The following is a 15,593-nucleotide window of genomic DNA, read 5'->3' as shown; positions in this document are numbered from 1 at the left end:
GTCGGACCACCAGCGCCGCGAGCTCGTCATATGACGGGCGGCGATCCGGGGTCTTCGACACACGAAGATCATCCCATTGCAGGGACACCACTCACGCCATCATGATCTTGATCTGCTGAATGCTTACGTTCGAGGTGCCTGAGCCCTCAGATGGGAATCACGTTAAATAATACAACAAATGGTATCTAACCCCATGAGACTTCCATTTCTTGTCAATCCTTATACTCTGGTTCGACTGGATTAAAACCTCAGTCAGATGGAGAGCTGCGCGCATGATTGGGCTGGCCGGGGTTTCCCGCAGTTTCAGTGGACGATCCGGAGTCGTGGAGGCGCTCCGCGGTATCGACCTGACCGTGGCCGAGGGCGAGTTCGTCGCTCTGGTCGGCCGATCAGGATGCGGTAAATCTACACTTCTGAGGCTTATCGCCGGTTTATTGCCGCCGACCGAAGGTGAGATTACGGTCGCCGGCGAACGGGTCACCAAGGCACGGCGCGACATCGCGATGCTGTTCCAGCGGCCCGCGCTGCTGCCCTGGCGGTCGGTCATCGACAATGTGCTGCTCCCGGTGGAGATCTTCGGCTGGCGCCGGGCGGCGCATCGTGAGCGCGCCGTGCGACTTCTGGAGATGGCCGGGCTGGCCGGCTTCGAGAAGCGCCTGCCGCACGAGCTGTCCGGCGGCATGCAGCAGCGGGTCTCCCTCTGCCGGTCGCTGATCGGCAACCCCCGGGTGATGCTGATGGACGAGCCGTTCTCCGCGCTCGACGCGATCACTCGTGCGGAACTGTCGGTGGAGTTGCAGCGCGTGCACATGGAGAACGCGTCGACCATCGTCTTCGTCACCCACTCCATCGACGAAGCGGTGCTCCTGGCCGACCGGGTGGTGGTTCTCACGCCGCGTCCGGGACGAATCCGGGAGGTGGTCGAAATCCGCATCCCGCGCCCGCGGACCCTGGGCCGCGACGCCCATTTCGAAGAGGTCGCACGATGCAGCGCCGATCTGCACGAGCTGCTGGTGGGGTGGGGCACGTCGGCGATGGCCCGGGAGGCTGGACAGTGAGCATGCGCGTGTGCGTATTCACCGAACGGCCCCGTTGCACGTACGGACGGAGCGCGGTCAAGGAGTTCGCGGCGGCACGACTGCACCCAACGATCGACGAGGTCCCGTCGCGTGAGAGTCATGGGTACGGCTCGCGGGAGCCGTACCCATGACCTTGGGCTAGGCCACGCCTCGCTCAGCGCGAGACGGGATGGCAACCGGACCGGCCCAGGGCAGCGAGTCCGACGGCCACGTCCGCGTCTGCTGCTTGAGCGTGGCCTCCGCCGTGCCTACGGCGCAGCGGGTGCCGTGCGGAGGCACGGTCAGCGAGATCAGGTACTGGTCGAAGATATCCGTCTGGCACTTGTCCTTGCCGTAGATGCGGTGCCCCCAGCCCTCGTACGTGAGCAGCACCGCCTTGGGGCCGAGCTGACGGGCCGCGTTGGCCGACCAGATCCACGGCGTGGCGGGGTCGTGCAGCGAGTTCCCGAGCAGCAGCGGGGCATCGCCCGTGTACCGCAGCTCGTGCGGCGGGTTGGTGGTCGGGTAGTTGAGGCAGATGGGCATGTCGTCGGTCGGGTACGGGTGGTACCGCGTGTCGGGGGCCAGGCGGTTGGAGGTGCGCATGAGCTCCGCGTACTCCCAGTAGTTCCGGACCCTGAGGTTGTAGTCCTGGCAGAGGATCGCGGTCGGCAGGTAGGCGACGTCCCCCTCCACGGGCTGCCGGCCGGGCAGCGGAGGCACCCACTCCGGCGGCGGCCCACCGGCCAAGGCGTTGATCATCTCGCTCAGCAGACGCCAGTCGGGCCCTTCGGTGCCCAGTGCGGCGTTGTAGATGACCTGCAGCTCGGTCATCGGGCGGTCTGGGACGCCCGGGTAGTACAGCTCGCCGCGCCGCGCCTTCTCCAGCAGGCCCTTCCAGATCGCATGGATGTCACGTCCGTGCAGGACGCAACTGGTGTCCTGCTCGCACCAGCCGACGAACTGGTCGAACGCGTCCTCGACGGCGAGCGCCTCGGTGCCGAAGAAGCCCTTGACGCCGAGGCTGTGGTCCATGTTGCTGTCGAGGGCGAGTGCCCGGATCCGGTTCGGGAACAGCTCGGCGTACATCTGCCCGATCAGGGTGCCGTACGAGATCCCGTAGTAGGTGAGTTTCTCCTCGCCGAGGGCGGCGCGGAGGGCGTCCATGTCACGCGCGACGTCGACGGAGTCGACGTGGTCGTAGAGCGGACCGGTACGGGCCCGGCAGTCCGCGTGCAGTTTCTTGGTGAAGGCGTTCCAGGCATCGAAGTGGGCCTGGCTCTTCATCACGGTGTGCGGCATCTGGTTGTACACCGATGCCGAGCAGATCACCGGGTTGCTGCGGCGCACGCCCCGGGGGTCGAAGCCGACGATGTCGAACCGCCGCTGAAGCTCCTCGGTGTAGGACCCGGGAGCGCCGTAGACGGCCTCCACACCCGACCCACCCGGCCCACCCGGATTGATCACCAGGGACCCGATCCTGGCCGCGGGATCGGTGGCCTTGCGCCGGGCGACGGCGATGTCGATGGTCGGCCCGCCCGGCTTGGACCAGTTGATCGGGACGGTCAGCTTGCCGCACTCGGCGGCGGGCTCCTCCTCACAAGGCGCCCAGGCGATGCCACCCGTCGCGGTTGCGTCCTCGGCTTCCGCGCTGGCCGTCGAAACGGGTAAGAGCGTCGCCAGAGCCACGAAGGCGGCGGTGAGCAGAGAGGTCCTTCTTCGCATGTTGCTCCAATCGTCGGTCGGTGCGCCCCCGTGGGCACGCGGCCGGCCTTGATCCTTCCTGCTCGGCGGGGCGAATGGAGCAAAATCTGAAAATTTCTCTCACAGAGTGCCGCTACGGCTGTCAAGAGATTCGGGCTGACCCCACTCTGACCCGTATGAAGATCGATTTTGAGCAGCGCTTAATGAATCTCAGCAGGTGGTTCTGGCTTGAGTGCTCGTGTAGGTGGCACTGACTACAGGGATGCGTCATGTGACTGACGATCCGACGCTCCAACTCGGCCGCCGAGGTCTACGTCGTCGATGCGGTGCCCGAACGGCTGGACAAGGCAGGCGAGATCGACTACCGGCAAGGCGACCCGGTCGGTCAGATCCGCGAGCGCCTGGAGACTGACGTAGAGAACCCGACGACGAAGTCATCGAGGCCGTGCTGCGGCCGTGACGGAGCATCAAGAGGGGGAGTGAACGGCGATGGCGGAGGCAGGGCATCAGGTGATCCCGCAGGCGGTGCTGAGCCCGCTGACGAGATCGGCGCTCTTCCTCGTGGTGACGATCGATCCAGGAGGTGAGTCCCGTGTGCGGGCCTTGCTATCCGAGCTGTCCGGATTGCAGCGGGCCGTCGGCTTCCGGGAGCAGGAAGGCAGGTTGAGCTGCGTCGCCGGGATCGGCTCGCAGGCATGGGACCGGCTGTTCGCCGGGCCGCGCCCCGCCGAGCTGCACCCGTTCCGCGAACTGGCCGGGCCTGTACACCGCGCCGTGGCGACACCGGGTGATCTGCTGTTCCACATCCGGGCGCAGCGGACGGACCTGTGCTTCGCGTTGGGGGTAGAGATCATGGACCGGGTGCGAGACGTGGTCACGGTCCGCGACGAGGTGCACGGGTTCAAGTATTTCGACGTACGAGACTTGCTGGGCTTCGTCGACGGGACCGAGAACCCCGTGGGCCCGGCCGCCGATGACGCCGTCCTGATCGGCGCGGAAGATCCGCTGTTCGCCGGCGGGAGTTATGTGATCGTGCAGAAGTACCTGCACGATCTACGGGCGTGGAACGCTCTGCCGGTCGAGGCCCAGGAAATGGTGATCGGTCGCAGAAAGTTGTCCGACGTCGAGCTGGATGACGCCGTCAAACCGGCCGACTCCCATGTTGCGATGACCACGATCGTGGATCCTGACGGTACCGAGCACCAGATCCTGCGCGACAACATGCCCTTCGGTGTCGTGGGGCGCGGTGAGTTCGGCACGTACTTCATCGGCTACGCCCGCACTCCGACCGTCACCGAACGAATGCTGGAGCGGATGTTCGTGGGCGATCCGCCGGCCAGGCACGACCGGATCTTGGATTTCTCCATCCCCGTGACCGGCTCCCTGTTCTTCGTCCCGAGTGCCGACCTCCTCGACGACCTGCCCCGTCCGCCTGCTGTCGCGGCCGCGACCGGGACCGGGGGCGGCGGTGGGCGCCGACGCCGTGATTGACCCGTCATCCGACCGGGGCCGTTCCAGCAGCCGCTGGGCATCGGCGATCTCAGAGGAAGCGACGTTCGATGAACGACCTGCATCGGAACCGGCGCCGATCTCCGCGGCCGCGTGGGCTCGACCTGGAGGAGGAGCCCCCGCGGGCGGCAGCGCCGCCGCTCGGCCCGCACCGGCGGCGCCTCACGTCGAGCGTATTACTCGCCGGTCATCGCGGCATGGAGGCGCAGGTACGGCTCGGCGTCCTTCGGCCTGTTCTGGCGTTGCAGCGTACGGGCGAGTAGCAGGCAGGCGTACCCCTCGGCCGGGTCGCGTTCCAGGATCAGCCGAAGCTCGGCCTCGGCCCGGCCGAGCTGGGCCGAGTGGTAGTAGGCGCGGGCCAGCAGTAGCCGGGCGGCCACGTTCTCCGGGGCCGCCGCCACCACTCCGGCCAGGATGCGAGCGGCTCCGATGTAGTCCTGGGAGTCGAAGAACAGGCGGCCGCGCTCGTACTCTTCGGCGAGCATGTCAGTCTCCTTCCGGGACGGGCCCGTCGGCGTGCGGTAGGCGTTCGGCGGGGACGACGCCCAGGCGGCCGGCCTGGTAGTCATCCATCGCCTGGATGATCTCGGCGCGGGTGTTCATCACGAAGGGGCCGTAGTGCACGACCGGCTCGCGGATCGGCTGCCCGCCGAGCAGCAGCACCTCCAGGTTGGGCTCGGCCTGGGGCTGGGCCGGGTCGGCGGCGACGGTGAGCGCCCCGCCCTCGCCGAAGACGGCCAGTTGTCCCTTGCGTACCGGCCTGCGCTCGTCGCCGGCGAAGCCCTGCCCGGCCAGGACGTACGCGAGCGCGTTGAAACCGGGGTTCCACGGCAGCTCCAGCCGCGCGCCTGGGGCCACGGTCGCATGCACCATCGTGATCGGGGTGAACGTGACGCCCGGACCGGGGTGCCCGTCCAGCTCACCGGCGATCACCCGCAGCAGCGCGCCGCCGTCGGCCGAGGCGAGCAGCGCCGTCTGGCGGCCACGGATGTCCTGGTAGCGGGGCAAATGGAACTTGTGGGCACGGGGCAGGTTGACCCACAGCTGGACGCCGTGGAACAGCCCGCCCGAGATCACCAGGTGCTCCGGGGGCTTCTCGATGTGCAGCAGCCCGGACCCCGCGGTCATCCACTGGGTGTCCCCGTTGGTGATCACGCCACCGCCACCGTTGGAGTCCTGATGCTCGAAGATGCCGTCGATGATGTAGGTGACGGTCTCGAAGCCGCGGTGCGGGTGCCAGGAGGTGCCCTTCGGCTCGCCGGGGGCGTACTCGACCTCGCCCATCTGGTCCATGTGGATGAACGGGTCCAGCATGGACTGCGGCACCCCCGCGAACGCGCGCCGAACCGGGAAGCCTTCACCCTCGAACCCGCTGGGCGCGGTCGTCACCGACCGCACGGGCCGCCGTCCGACGGCGGCCGGATCGGGTACGGCGACGCGCGGCAGCGTCAGGGTGTCGGCGGTGATGGCGGGCATGGCGCCTCCTGTTTGTTGAATGTTCAATCACTGCCCGACTTAACACAGGTCTGCCATCGGGCATTCCGCGCTGTAGTCCTGCCGGGCACCGGTTGTGGGCTTGACCGCGTCGCGTGGGTTACGGTCCGGGATTTTCGGTGGATCGCCGCTAAGGTGTGGGGGCTTCAGGAGAGGTGTGGCGGCGGGGTGACCTTGATCGAGCGGCCACCTATCCGTGGTTCAAGCTACGCGTCGTACACGACGCTGTCGTCCCCCGGGCGGGAGCCGAACGGGGCGCCGCCCAGCACGTTGACCGAGCCGGCCTTGGCCCGATACGTCGTTGTAATGGGCGGTCGCGCACCCGGACGCCGAATCAACGGGATCTGTCAAGTGATCTGGACGGACCCAGTTCGGGCGCATATTTTCGGGGAGCCGGTACCACGGCACCCTCGCAAAAGGCAGGAGCGCCATGAACCATCAGCCTTCGACGGATCAGGGACTCACCCGACGGCAGGCCCTCGCGGGAGCGGCCGTCGGCAGCGCACCGCTCATCATCGGAGCGGCGGCTCCGGCATCGGCGTCAACCGGATACCACGGCCAGGAACCCACCACCGAATTACGCCGGATGCTGCGCGAGATAAGTGCCGAAAACATCAAGCGGACGGTTTTGAAGCTCGTCTCGTTCGGCACCCGGAACACCCTTTCCGCGCAGGACGACTCCAGCCGCGGCATCGGCGCCGCCAGGGATTGGCTGTTCGCGGAGTTCAAGAAGGCGGCGGCGCCGTCCGGCGGCCGGATGACCGTGGAGTTGCAGACCTTCGTCCAGCCGGCCCAACCCCCGCGGTTCCCGCAGCCGACGCCGGTCACCAACGTCGTGGCAACGTTGCACGGCGCCCAGGCCGAGTCGGCCGGCCGTACCTACGTGGTGAGCGGCCACTACGACTCGATGCCCACCCGGGTCACCGACTTCAGCAGCGACGCGCCCGGGGCCAACGACGACGCCTCCGGGGTTGCCGCCGTGCTGGAGATGGCCAGGGTGATGGCGACCCGGACGTTCGACGCGACCATCGTCTTCATGGCCGTCGCCGGCGAGGAGCAGGGCCTGTGGGGCGCCACCTACTTCGCCGAACAGGCCAAGCAGCAAAATCGCGACATCGCCGGCATGTTCACCAACGACATCATCGGCAGCTCCGTGGGACAGAACGGCATCCGCGACCCGTACACGGTGCGGATCTTCGCCGAAGGGCTGGCGTCGACTCCGGCGGCGGCCGAGGCCGACTGGCGGCGGTACGGCGGCGGCGAGACCGAGTCGCCCGCCCGCCAGCTCGCCAGGTTCGTCAAGGAGGTCGCCGAGAACGAAGCGACCCGCATGAAAGTGAAGATGATCTACCGTCGCGACCGGTTCGGGCGGGGCGGCGACCACATCCCGTTCCTGGAACAGGGCTACCCCGCGGCGCGGTTCACCGAGACCAACGAAGACTGGCGCCACCAGCACCAGGACGTCCGTGTGGAGAACGGCGTGCAGATCGGTGACCTGCCCGAATTCTGCGACTTCGACTACATCGCCCGGGTCGCCCGGGTGAACGCCATCTCGCTCGCCTCGCTGGCGCTCGCGCCGGCCGCGCCCACCCGTGCCGTGATGGACACGAGCGGCTTCGACACCGACACCACGCTCACCTGGATCGCCAACACCGAGCCCGACCTGGCCGGCTACGAGGTCGTGATGCGGGCGACGACGGACCCGGAATGGACGAAGACCATCGAGGTCGGCAACGTCACCACGGTCACCCTGAAGAACATCTTCAAGGACAACCATTTCTTCGGTGTACGGGCGGTCGACAAGGCGGGTAACCGCAGCCCGGTCAGCTTCCCCGGCCGCGCCTAGCGGATCGGGCGGAGCCTTACGGCGGGCGCTGCCCGGCACCGCCCGCCGTAGCTTCGTGAGACTCGTCAGCACCCCGTCCATCGTGTCGGCGGCGACCTGCTCGGCGGCCGGGAGGGTCGATTTGCCCCTACGCGCACGACCGTGCGCCAGTCCCGGGTACCCATGGCGGTCATCGCGGCAGGTCCGCGAGCAGCTTCGACGGCCCGCGTGACCGTCTTGCCGGACTTCTTGAGCACCTCCACCTGGGCCGCGTCGCCGGGTCGTACTCGCCCGCGAAGCTGGTCGCGACGACGCCGGGATGGTTCAGGACGTACCGGATGGACGTGTCGGCGTGGATCTCAGTGAACGGCCGCCTGTCACGCCCCTCGGTTATCTCCCAGCCTGCCCACATCTTCTACACAGGTCTCTATGGAACGCTCGGACACCAGGGACCGGCAGGAACATGAGGGAGTCCATCATGCCATCAGTAAGGTTCAGGGTGGCATTGGCCGCTCTGGCGACGGCCGTGTCTCTCACAGCGTGCGGGGCGACCTCCGAGGACACAGGGTCGACTGCCGCCCCCGCATCCAGTGGAGCGAGCCAGGCCGGGAAGGTCTCTGCCAACACCGCGAGCGAGAGCGAGATCACGGCGGCGCTCGAGGCCGCAGGTGTCGACAACGCCGCGCGGTGGACGCGCGAGGTGATGGAGTACCGCCCGTACGCCGCCGACGACCCCAACCTCACCTCGCTGCGGGACAACCTCGCCAAGTACAACCCCGGCCAGCAGACCGTCGACAAGATCGTCTCTGCGCTCGTGCCGTGAGCGAAACCTTCATCCGGCACGCGCTGACGGCGCTGACGGCGATCGGCGTCTTCGGCGCCGCTTTCGAACTCGCCGCAGAGCAACATTGGCAGACCACGGAACAAATGATCCCGTGGGGCGCCATCGTGCTGCTCGGGATGGCCGTGCTCCTCTTGCTCGGGAATGACTCGCCTCGGCTGGTCGCCGCGGCCCGGCTGCTGGCGCTGGTCGTGCTGCTCGCCTCGGTCTTCGGCGTCTACGCGCACGTCGCGGCGAACTACGACGCGGGGCCGCTCGACCAGCGCTACTCGGCCACCTGGGACATCTTGCCCGTCGTCACGCGCTGGTGGTACGCGCTGACCAAGGTCGTGGGGCCGGCACCGCCGCTCGCCCCAGGAATGCTCGGCCAGTCGGCCCTCCTCCTGCTGCTCGCCACCCGCATCAGACGCAAGCCCGCCGAGGATGCCACACGGGGACAGGGATCGTGAAATGCAAAACCTCGGCTGCAGGCGAAGTTCCGATCGGCGCGCTACGTCCTGCCCCATTTAGTAAGTGATCTCTTTGCCCAGCTCGTGTGAAAGGTCAGTTGATGTCAAATGCGCTATTTGTGTGCCGTGACTCTGACGGTTGTGGCCCTGCTGGTCTCCGGTTGCGGAGGTGCCGGCGGCTCGACCTCTGGTGGTGACACGACCTCGGGGAACGGGACGTCCCAAGGCGGCGGCACGAACACCGGTGGTGGCGGGAATGACGGTGGCGACCAGCGGGCCGCCTTCAACGACTGCCTGAAGCAGAATGGGGTGACCCCGCCCAGCGGGCGTCCGACGGCGAGGCCGAGCGAACGTCCGACAGCGCGTCTGACCGCTCGGCCGACCGACCGGCCGAGCGGTGGACCGGGAGGCTTCGGTTCGATGTCGCCCGAGATGCAGAAGGCGTATGAGGCCTGCCGGTCGCTCATGCCCCGAGGGGGGAACCGGCCCCCGAACGGGTGACCTGCCTGTCATCGCACCATCACGGGACGCGAGGGCGACGGCGACCGCGACCGTCGCCCCGGCAGGCGCTGCGCCCCTTGACCGTGCCCTCAGCGGATGACCTCGATCTCGTCCGCCACGAAGGTGAACGGCGAACCGGGCCCTGACCACTGCGCATCGGCCCAGGTGACCGGACCAGCTCGCTAGCGATTCCGGATCGCCCGGCCGAAGACCCACGTCCGCAGGAGGAGGAATCGCAGGCAGGTGGTGGCCAGGTTGGCCGCCACCAGCACGCCGAGTTCCAGCGGCTGGGCGGGCTCGGGGTCGAGGGCGTGCAGCAGGACGAGCGAGCCGCCGGTCAGGCCGAGACTCGCGGCGAACACCACGAGGCCCTGGGCCTGATGCAGCCAGAGGCGGCCGGTGCCACGCACCCCGAAGGCGAAGCGGCGGTTGAGCGCGGTGTTGGCCACGGTGGTGACGAGGAGGGCGATGAGGTTGGCGGCCTGGGCTCCGGTCCCCGTGCGCAGCAACGCGTACAGCAGCAGGTAGGCGAGGGTGCTGGCGACGCCGACGGTGGCGAAGCGCAGCAGCTGGCCGGTCAGGCCGGCGGGCACGCCGTCGACGGGCAGCGGGGCGCGCTCGAGTTGCTCGCGCAGCCGCGCCAGGGGCAGCCGGCCGGTGCTGAGCGCCCTGGCCAGCCGGGCGATGCCCTTGAGGTCGGCGATGGCGGTCCGCAGGATGTCGACGCGGCTGTCGGGGTCGTCCACCCAGTCGACCGGCACCTCGTGGATGCGCAGCCCGGCGCGTTCGGTGAGTACGAGCAGCTCGGTGTCGAAGAACCAGCCGGTGTCCTCCACCAGGGGCAGCAGCCGCGCGGCCACGTCGGCGCGGACGGCCTTGAAGCCGCACTGCGCGTCGGAGAAGCGGGCCGAGAGGGTGCCGCGCAGCAGCAGGTTGTAGCAGCGGGAGATGATCTCCCGTTTGGGGCCGCGGGTCACGCGGGCCCCGCGGGTGAGGCGCGAGCCGATGGCCAGGTCTGAGTGGCCGGAGATGAGCGGCGCCACCAGTGGCAGCAGCGCGGACAGGTCGGTGGAAAGGTCGACGTCCATGTAGGCGAGCACCGACGCGTCGGAGGCCGACCAGGTGTGCTTGAGCGCGCGGCCTCGCCCCTTGGCCGCCAGCCGTACGGAGGCGACCTCCGGCAGCTCGGCGGCGAGCCTGGCCGCGATCTGCGGGGTGTGGTCGGTGCTGGCGTTGTCGGCGATCGTGATGCGAAAGGGGTAGGGGAACTCGCGGACCAGGTGGTGGTGCAGGCGGCGCACGCACGGTTCGAGGTCGTCCTGCTCGTTGTAGACGGGGACCACGACATCGAGGACCGGCGTGCGCGCCGCGGGACCTGCGGTCGCGACATGGGTGTGAAGCGCTGAAGTGCTCATGACCTTACCGTTGTCGGGGTGGCTGTCAGGGCCTTGTGGTGTTGCTGTGGCGAGCCTGTGAAGGTCGCACCGCGCCCGAATCGCGGCAAGCGGCGGCTCCCCGGTTGCGGGGAGCCGCCTTGCACCGACCCGATCAGGAAGCCGAGCCGGTGGATGACGTCAGGTCATAGACGGTGACGCCGCCGACCGTGGTGGCCTTGAACGTGGCCGCCACCCACGCGGAGATCTGCGCGGCGGTGTCGTTGCCGCTGTCGCCGCGCATGGGGCCGCGGTCGCCGGCGATGAAGTAGTGGATCTTCTGGTCGGCGGCGTACTGCTGGAACTGGGCGAGGGTGGGCGAGGGATCGCTGCCGTTGAAGCCGCCGATGGGCATGACCGGATGGCCGGTGGCCAGTTGGTAGCCCGAGGCGTTCTGCGCCCCGATCGTCGCCGCCACCCAGGTGTAGGAGCCGGCTTCGCGTCGCAGCAGGTCGACCATGTCCTGGTCGGGGGTGGTGCCGTTGAGCAGCCCGCCCATGCCGCCGCCCCGCCCCATGCCGCCACGTGGCGCGCCACCTTGGGGCTGGTTGTCCCTTGGCGCACCGCCGTTCCGCGCCGTGCCGCCTTGGCCTTGGACGCCCGGTACGCCCTGGGCCGCGCCCGGTGGCATGCCACCCGGTCCGTGGCCGCCCCTGCCTCCGGAACCGCCTGTCACGAAAGGACCGGCCGACGGGATCGAGCCGCCATGCGGGGTGGCGGCGGTGTCCATCGCGTAGGCCCCTGGCCCGGCCAGGACCATGGCGAGCGCCAGCACCGCGCTCACCCAGGCCACCCGTACGGGCAGCCATATGGACGCCAGCAATCCGAGCGCGGCCAGGAGCCCGCCGAGGAGCACCACCCAGCGCAACCACGGCAGGAAGTCACCGCTGCGCCCGAGCAGCTCGAACGACCACCAGGCCGTCAGCACCACGGTGACGGCCGCGGCCGGTGCGGCCCATGCGCCGCTCCACCGCCGCCACAGCGTCACCGCGCCCATGCCGGCCAGTGCGCCGATGGCCGGAGCGAGGGCCACGGTGTAATAGGCGTGGAAGATGCCCGCCATGAAGCTGAACACCCCGGCGGTGATCAGCAGCCAGCCGCCCCACAACACGTACCCGGCGCGGGTGCGGTCGGTGCGGGCCGCACGGGCCGTCACCGCCAGGCCCACGGCCAGCAGGATGAGCGCGGCCGGTAGCAGCCAGGCGACCTGGCCGCCCTGCGCGGCGTCGAACATGCGCATCCACCCGGTCTCGCCCCAGCCGCCGCCCGGCCGGCCGCCGACGCTGCCGCTCTCGTTGCCGTTCAGCCGGCCCAGGCCGTTGTAGCCGAGAGTCAGTTCCAGCAGGCTGTTGTTCTGTGAACCGCCGATGTAGGGGCGCATCGAGGCGGGCATCAGCTCGACGACGGCGACGTACCAGCCGGCCGAGACGACCAGTGCGACACCCGCCAGGAGAAGCTGCAGGATGCGCCTGCCGAGCTTGGGCGGCCCTGCGATGAGGTAGACCAGCGCGAACACCGGGACCAATAGCAGCGCCTGGAGCATCTTGGCCAGGAAGCCGAAGCCGACGAAGACCCCGGCCCACACCAGCCACTTGGTGGCGCCGCTCTCCACGGCCCGGACGACCGCGTACGCGCCGGCGACCATGAGCAGCACCAGCAGCGCGTCGGGGTTGTTGAAGCGGAACATCAGCACCGCCACCGGCGTCAGCGCCATCGCCGCCCCGGCGATGAGGCCCGCCGCCGGGCCGTACCAGCGGCGCACGGCCGCGAAGAGCAGCCCGACCGTGGCGACGCCCATCAGGGCCTGCGGCACCAGGAGGCTCCAGGCGTTGACGCCGAACAGCCGCGCCGACAAGTCCATCACCCACAACGAGGCGGGCGTCTTGTCGACGGTGATCGAGTTGGCCGCGTCCGAGGAGCCGAAGAAGAACGCCGTCCAGTCCTGTGATCCGGCCTGCGCCGCCGCCGCGTAGAACGAGTTCGCCCAGCCGGAGGCGCCCAGGCCCCACAGGTACAGCACGGCAGTGGCCAGCAGCAGCGCGAGCAGGGCCGGACGTACCCAGGGGACGTGGTCCGCCCGCGCGCGCCGCCGCCCTCCACCGCGCGCCGGGTCGGGCGGCGACCGGTCTATCGGCGTCGCGGGCAACGTGGAGCTCATCGGTGCGTCCTTTCATCCATGCGTACGTCAGAACTGTCGCCCGCGAGCCTGTCCGTGCCTTGTGCCGACGCTGTGCGCAAGCTGTGAACCTGCCTCAGCTCCCGACGACGGCGGCCAGCGGCAGCCGCACGGTGAACCGGGTCTTACCGGGCACGCTGTAGACCTCCACGGTCCCGCCCTGCGCGGCGAGCACCGCGTGCACGATGGCCAGCCCGAGGCCGGTGCTGCCGGCCGCCCGGGAGCGCGAGCCGTCGCCGCGGGCGAACCGCTCGAAGATGTGCGGTAGCAGCTCGGCCGGGATGCCCGGCCCGGTGTCCACGACCCGCAGCACCGCCTGCGCTCCGCGGGCGCCCACGTGGACCGTGACGCGGGTGCCCTCGGGCGTGTGCACGCGCGCGTTGGTGAGCAGGTTCGCCAGCACCTGCTGCAGCCGCGCCGGGTCGCCGATCACCGTGACGGGCTCCTCGGGCAGGTCCAGCCGCCAGTCGTGCTGCGGGCCCGCCGCGTGGGCGTCGCCGACTGCGTTGACCGTCAACCTCGACAGGTCGACGGGCTCGTGAGCGAGGGGCCGGCCCGCGTCCAGGCGGGCCAGCAGCAGCATGTCCTCGACCAGGGCGGTCATCCGCCGCGCTTCCGACTCCACCCGGCTCATCATCTGCGCGACCTCGGGCTGGACGGGCCGCCCGGTGCGCCTGCTCAGTTCGGCGTACCCACGGATCGCCGCCAGAGGCGTGCGCAGCTCGTGGCTGGCGTCGGCGACGAACTGACGCACCTGCATCTCGCTGGCCTGCCGTACCTCCAGCGCGTTGCCGACGTGGTCGAGCATCCGGTTCAGCGCCGCACCCATCTGGCCGACCTCGGTGCGCACGTCGGCGTCGTCCTCGGCGACCCGCTGCGGCAGCTCCACCTCGCCGCGGTCGAGAGTCAACTGCGAGACCCGGGTGGCGGTGGCCGCCACCCGGGACAACGGCCGCAGCGCCCGCCCTACGATCACCACGCCGATGTAGGCCACCGCCAGCAGCACCAGCACGGTCACCCCGGCCACCACGCCGGCCACCAGGTACAGCGTCTCCTTCGTGTCCGCCAGCGGCAGCCCGGTGACCAGGACCGCGCCGTCAGGCATGGTCCGCGCGACCAGGCGGTAGTCACCCAGCTCGCCGAGAGCGTAGCTGCGCGGCGCGGCGCCCACCGGCACCGTCAGCAGCGTGGCGTCGAGGTGGCTGACGTCCGGCTGTATCTGCCCGTTCTCCATCAGCACGTCCGCGTTGACGACCATCCCGTGGCAGATCCGCGCCGCCAGGGTGCCGATGACCTGCCCGGGTGGGAACCCCCGTCCTCGTGGCTGCATGCAGCCGGGCAGGTCGGGACGGGGGGAAAGGTCGAAAGCGCGCGGCGCTCGGTCCGCCGCCGAGGTCAGCTGGCCGTCGACGCGATCGTAGAGCGCCTTGTCCAGCGTCCCCTCAGCGGTCACGCCGACGATCAGGAACGCCGGTATCAGCAGGACGACCATGGCCGCGACCAGCCGAGCCCGCAGCGACCAGCGCGCGGGCCCGCGCCACCGGCTCCTCAGGGCCGGCGGCTCACTCACCGGGCCTGAGGACATACCCCGCACCGCGCAGCGTGTGGATCATCGGAGCCCGGCCGGCGTCGATCTTCTTGCGCAGGTACGAGACGTACAGCTCCACCACGTTCGCCTGCCCGCCGAAGTCGTAGTTCCACACCCGGTCCAGGATCTGGGCCTTGCTGAGGACCCGGCGCGGATTGCGCATCAGGTAGCGCAGCAGCTCGAACTCCTTGGCCGTCAGAGTGATCAGCTCGCCGTCGCGCCGGACCTCGTGGCTGTCCTCGTCCATGACCAGGTCACCGATGACGAGCTGAGAGTCGGAGCGCAGCTCCGAACGGGCGGCCCGGCGCATCAGGCCGCGCAGCCGCGCCACCACCTCCTCCAGGCTGAACGGCTTGGTCACGTAGTCGTCGCCGCCCGCCGTCAGCCCCGCTATCCGGTCCTCGACCGAGTCCCGCGCGGTCAGGAACAGCACCGGCACGTCCGGCGACTCCCCGCGCAGCCGCCGCAACACCTGCAGGCCGTCGATGTCGGGCAGCATCACGTCGAGCACGACGGCGTCCGGCCGGAAGTCGCGGGCCACCCGGATGGCGCTGAGCCCGTCTCCGGCGCTGCGCACCTCCCAGCCCTCATAGCGCAGCGCCATGGCCAGCAGCTCCGCCAGGGTGGGCTCGTCGTCCACCACCAGCACGCGTACCGGGCTGCCGTCCGGCCGGCGCGGCTGCCCGCGAGCCTCCGCATTCGCCATCGTCATGGTCCGATCGTCAGGCACGATGCTGTGCGAGTCCTTTCGTCATCCTGTGTATCAGCTGTGAGTTCCGCACTCGCCAGGCGGGGAAGGAGCAGCCGGAACTCGGTCTGGGCGGCTGCGCACGTCCACCGAGCACGCGCGACCTGACGCCGCAACACCGCCACCTCGTGACGCAACACCGTGATCTCAACGCGCGGCACCGTGGTGCTGGTCCGCGAGGAGATCGGCTTCTGGCGAGGTGAAGGCGCCCTTCCGCCGGTTCGCTTTGGACCGGCGGTTGCCTAATTCACTATAAATTGGTAGGAA

The 15,593-nt window shown here is 69.4% G+C and carries 12 protein-coding genes; 5 read left to right on the top strand and 7 right to left on the bottom strand.

All coding sequences use genetic code 11. From position 1 onward, the window contains the following. Positions 1-272: 272 nt before the first annotated feature. Complete coding sequence (locus ACFLIM_RS19535; RefSeq protein WP_393167355.1) at positions 273-1,058, top strand: ABC transporter ATP-binding protein; 786 nt, start codon at positions 273-275, stop codon at positions 1,056-1,058. Positions 1,059-1,217: 159 nt separating this feature from the next. Here ACFLIM_RS19535 and ACFLIM_RS19530 read toward each other — a convergent pair whose 3' ends face one another. Continuing rightward, positions 1,218-2,783 carry an alpha/beta fold hydrolase gene (locus ACFLIM_RS19530; RefSeq protein WP_393167353.1) on the bottom strand — a complete coding sequence of 522 codons (1,566 nt, stop codon included), beginning with the start codon at positions 2,781-2,783 and terminating at the stop codon, positions 1,218-1,220. Between the two features lie 468 nt (positions 2,784-3,251). Between ACFLIM_RS19530 and ACFLIM_RS19525 the strand changes: the two genes are divergently transcribed. Next, a complete protein-coding gene (locus ACFLIM_RS19525; protein WP_393167351.1) occupies positions 3,252-4,253 on the top strand; it encodes a Dyp-type peroxidase in 1,002 nt (333 codons plus the stop codon). A gap of 194 nt (positions 4,254-4,447) precedes the next feature. On the opposite strand, the gene ACFLIM_RS19520 is transcribed toward ACFLIM_RS19525, so the two are convergent. Next, positions 4,448-4,756 (bottom strand): tetratricopeptide repeat protein, encoded by a 309-nt coding sequence (locus tag ACFLIM_RS19520; protein WP_393167349.1) that lies wholly within the window; start codon positions 4,754-4,756, stop codon positions 4,448-4,450. A gap of 1 nt (position 4,757) precedes the next feature. Then, on the bottom strand, positions 4,758-5,747 hold the full coding sequence (locus ACFLIM_RS19515) for a pirin family protein (protein ID WP_393167347.1): 990 nt from the start codon (positions 5,745-5,747) through the stop codon (positions 4,758-4,760). A 448-nt stretch (positions 5,748-6,195) separates the two neighbouring features. Here ACFLIM_RS19515 and ACFLIM_RS19510 point away from each other — a divergent pair, with 448 nt between their 5' ends. The 3 genes from ACFLIM_RS19510 (at position 6,196) to ACFLIM_RS19500 (ending at position 8,880) form a co-directional block, all read left to right on the top strand. Next, positions 6,196-7,611, top strand: a complete 1,416-nt coding sequence (locus ACFLIM_RS19510) for a M20/M25/M40 family metallo-hydrolase (RefSeq protein ID WP_393167345.1) — start codon at positions 6,196-6,198, stop codon at positions 7,609-7,611. Positions 7,612-8,068: 457 nt separating this feature from the next. After that, positions 8,069-8,413 (top strand): hypothetical protein, encoded by a 345-nt coding sequence (locus ACFLIM_RS19505; RefSeq protein WP_393167343.1) that lies wholly within the window; start codon positions 8,069-8,071, stop codon positions 8,411-8,413. Then, positions 8,410-8,880 carry a hypothetical protein gene (locus ACFLIM_RS19500; RefSeq protein ID WP_393167341.1) on the top strand — a complete coding sequence of 157 codons (471 nt, stop codon included), beginning with the start codon at positions 8,410-8,412 and terminating at the stop codon, positions 8,878-8,880. Before ACFLIM_RS19505 ends, ACFLIM_RS19500 begins: the two co-directional genes overlap by 4 nt. A 683-nt stretch (positions 8,881-9,563) precedes the next feature. Here the strand turns inward: ACFLIM_RS19500 and ACFLIM_RS19490 are convergent. The 4 genes from ACFLIM_RS19490 to ACFLIM_RS19475 form a co-directional block, all read right to left on the bottom strand. Next, on the bottom strand, positions 9,564-10,796 hold the full coding sequence (locus ACFLIM_RS19490; protein ID WP_393167337.1) for a glycosyltransferase: 1,233 nt from the start codon (positions 10,794-10,796) through the stop codon (positions 9,564-9,566). Positions 10,797-10,929: 133 nt separating this feature from the next. Beyond that, positions 10,930-12,972 (bottom strand): ArnT family glycosyltransferase, encoded by a 2,043-nt coding sequence (locus tag ACFLIM_RS19485; RefSeq protein ID WP_393167335.1) that lies wholly within the window; start codon positions 12,970-12,972, stop codon positions 10,930-10,932. Positions 12,973-13,066: 94 nt separating this feature from the next. Further along, positions 13,067-14,560: a sensor histidine kinase gene (locus ACFLIM_RS19480; protein ID WP_393167333.1), complete on the bottom strand. Its 1,494-nt coding sequence runs from the start codon at positions 14,558-14,560 to the stop codon at positions 13,067-13,069. Then, complete coding sequence (locus ACFLIM_RS19475; protein WP_393167331.1) at positions 14,553-15,290, bottom strand: response regulator transcription factor; 738 nt, start codon at positions 15,288-15,290, stop codon at positions 14,553-14,555. Before ACFLIM_RS19475 ends, ACFLIM_RS19480 begins: the two co-directional genes overlap by 8 nt. Between the last annotated feature and the right edge of the window lie 303 nt (positions 15,291-15,593).

Origin of the sequence: Nonomuraea marmarensis, from assembly GCF_043197025.1 — a bacterium.
Classification (GTDB): Bacteria; Actinomycetota; Actinomycetes; order Streptosporangiales; family Streptosporangiaceae; genus Nonomuraea; species Nonomuraea marmarensis.
The sequence above is the reverse complement of the archived record's forward strand: the minus strand, read 5'-3'. Positions and strand labels throughout refer to the sequence as shown.

Coding starts and splice junctions, on each gene's coding strand:
- ACFLIM_RS19505 (WP_393167343.1), top strand. CDS start 8,069: ATGCCATCAGTAAGGTTCAGGGTGGCATTGGCCGCTCTGGCGACGGCC.
- ACFLIM_RS19475 (WP_393167331.1), bottom strand. CDS start 15,290: ATGACGATGGCGAATGCGGAGGCTCGCGGGCAGCCGCGCCGGCCGGAC.
- ACFLIM_RS19510 (WP_393167345.1), top strand. CDS start 6,196: ATGAACCATCAGCCTTCGACGGATCAGGGACTCACCCGACGGCAGGCC.
- ACFLIM_RS19490 (WP_393167337.1), bottom strand. CDS start 10,796: ATGAGCACTTCAGCGCTTCACACCCATGTCGCGACCGCAGGTCCCGCG.
- ACFLIM_RS19485 (WP_393167335.1), bottom strand. CDS start 12,972: ATGAGCTCCACGTTGCCCGCGACGCCGATAGACCGGTCGCCGCCCGAC.
- ACFLIM_RS19520 (WP_393167349.1), bottom strand. CDS start 4,756: ATGCTCGCCGAAGAGTACGAGCGCGGCCGCCTGTTCTTCGACTCCCAG.
- ACFLIM_RS19525 (WP_393167351.1), top strand. CDS start 3,252: ATGGCGGAGGCAGGGCATCAGGTGATCCCGCAGGCGGTGCTGAGCCCG.
- ACFLIM_RS19530 (WP_393167353.1), bottom strand. CDS start 2,783: ATGCGAAGAAGGACCTCTCTGCTCACCGCCGCCTTCGTGGCTCTGGCG.
- ACFLIM_RS19535 (WP_393167355.1), top strand. CDS start 273: ATGATTGGGCTGGCCGGGGTTTCCCGCAGTTTCAGTGGACGATCCGGA.
- ACFLIM_RS19515 (WP_393167347.1), bottom strand. CDS start 5,747: ATGCCCGCCATCACCGCCGACACCCTGACGCTGCCGCGCGTCGCCGTA.